The organism is Massilia eurypsychrophila (genome assembly GCF_002760655.1).
Lineage (GTDB): Bacteria > Pseudomonadota > Gammaproteobacteria > Burkholderiales > Burkholderiaceae_D > JAFCUW01.
Genome location: NZ_PDOC01000072.1, coordinates 1 through 1,969, shown reverse-complemented (window position 1 = coordinate 1,969; position 1,969 = coordinate 1). Strand labels below are relative to the sequence as shown.

Genomic DNA, 1,969 nt, shown 5'->3' with positions numbered 1-1,969 from the left:
ATATGGTAGGAGAGCGTTCTGTAAGCCTGCGAAGGTGTCTTGTAAAGGATGCTGGAGGTATCAGAAGTGCGAATGCTGACATGAGTAGCGATAATGGGGGTGAAAAGCCTCCACGCCGTAAGCCCAAGGTTTCCTGTTCAACGTTCATCGGAGCAGGGTGAGTCGGCCCCTAAGGCGAGGCAGAGATGCGTAGCTGATGGGAAGCAGGTTAATATTCCTGCACCGTCGTATGATGCGATGGGGGGACGGATCGCGGAAGGTTGTCCGGGTGTTGGATGTCCCGGTTCTTGACTCATAGAAGGCGCTTAGGCAAATCCGGGCGCGGAATTCAAGGGGTTGAGACCAGAAACCTAGGTTTCGAAGCAATCGGAAGTGGTTCCAAGAAAAGCCTCTAAGCTTCAGTCATACGAGACCGTACCGCAAACCGACACAGGTGGGCGAGATGAGTATTCTAAGGCGCTTGAGAGAACTCGGGAGAAGGAACTCGGCAAATTGGTACCGTAACTTCGGGAAAAGGTACGCCCCGGTAGCTTGATTGGTTTACTCCATGAGGGTGAAAGGGTTGCAATAAACTGGTGGCTGCGACTGTTTAATAAAAACACAGCACTCTGCAAACACGAAAGTGGACGTATAGGGTGTGACGCCTGCCCGGTGCTGGAAGATTAAATGATGGGGTGCAAGCTCTTGATTGAAGTCCCAGTAAACGGCGGCCGTAACTATAACGGTCCTAAGGTAGCGAAATTCCTTGTCGGGTAAGTTCCGACCTGCACGAATGGCGTAACGATGGCCACACTGTCTCCTCCCGAGACTCAGCGAAGTTGAAATGTTTGTGATGATGCAATCTACCCGCGGCTAGACGGAAAGACCCCATGAACCTTTACTGTAGCTTTGCATTGGACTTTGAACCAATCTGTGTAGGATAGGTGGGAGGCTTTGAAGCGGTGACGCCAGTCATCGTGGAGCCAACCTTGAAATACCACCCTGGTTTGTTTGAGGTTCTAACCTTGGTCCGTTATCCGGATCGGGGACAGTGCATGGTAGGCAGTTTGACTGGGGCGGTCTCCTCCTAAAGTGTAACGGAGGAGTTCGAAGGTACGCTAGATACGGTCGGACATCGTGTTGATAGTGCAATGGCATAAGCGTGCTTAACTGCGAGACTGACAAGTCGAGCAGGTACGAAAGTAGGACATAGTGATCCGGTGGTTCTGTATGGAAGGGCCATCGCTCAACGGATAAAAGGTACTCTGGGGATAACAGGCTGATTCCTCCCAAGAGTTCATATCGACGGGGGAGTTTGGCACCTCGATGTCGGCTCATCACATCCTGGGGCTGTAGCCGGTCCCAAGGGTATGGCTGTTCGCCATTTAAAGTGGTACGTGAGCTGGGTTTAAAACGTCGTGAGACAGTTTGGTCCCTATCTGCCGTGGGCGTTGGAAATTTGAAGGGGGCTGCTCCTAGTACGAGAGGACCGGAGTGGACAGACCTCTGGTGTACCGGTTGTCACGCCAGTGGCATTGCCGGGTAGCTAAGTCTGGAAGAGATAACCGCTGAAAGCATCTAAGCGGGAAACTTGCCTTGAGATGAGATTTCCCAGAGCCTTGAGCTCTTTAAAGGGTCGTTCGAGACCAGGACGTTGATAGGTCAGGTGTGGAAGTGCAGTAATGCATTAAGCTAACTGATACTAATTGCCCGTACGGCTTGTCCCTATAACCTTAGCAGGTACAGAGATAAGAATACGCGTTGTGTTTGTCGTGATTGACGATCACTACCAAGTAATATAAAACAATACTTCTTCCAGATTCAAAGCGCTGTCGCCCCGTTGGGGACAGTTGCTTGTACAAGTTATGCCTGATGACCATAGTAAATCGGTACCACCCCTTCCCATCCCGAACAGGACCGTGAAACGATATTACGCCGATGATAGTGCTGCAACCAGTGTGAAAGTAGGTTATCGTCAGGCTAGTTATAA

Annotated in this window: 2 rRNA genes; both read left to right on the top strand. The window is 50.9% G+C overall.

Annotated features, from left to right (window positions below):
• Positions 1-1,706: ribosomal RNA gene (locus CR105_RS27355) — 23S ribosomal RNA — on the top strand; the annotation flags it as partial.
• Positions 1,707-1,847: 141 nt separating this feature from the next.
• A 5S ribosomal RNA gene (gene rrf, locus CR105_RS27350) occupies positions 1,848-1,960 on the top strand.
• Positions 1,961-1,969 lie beyond the last annotated feature (9 nt).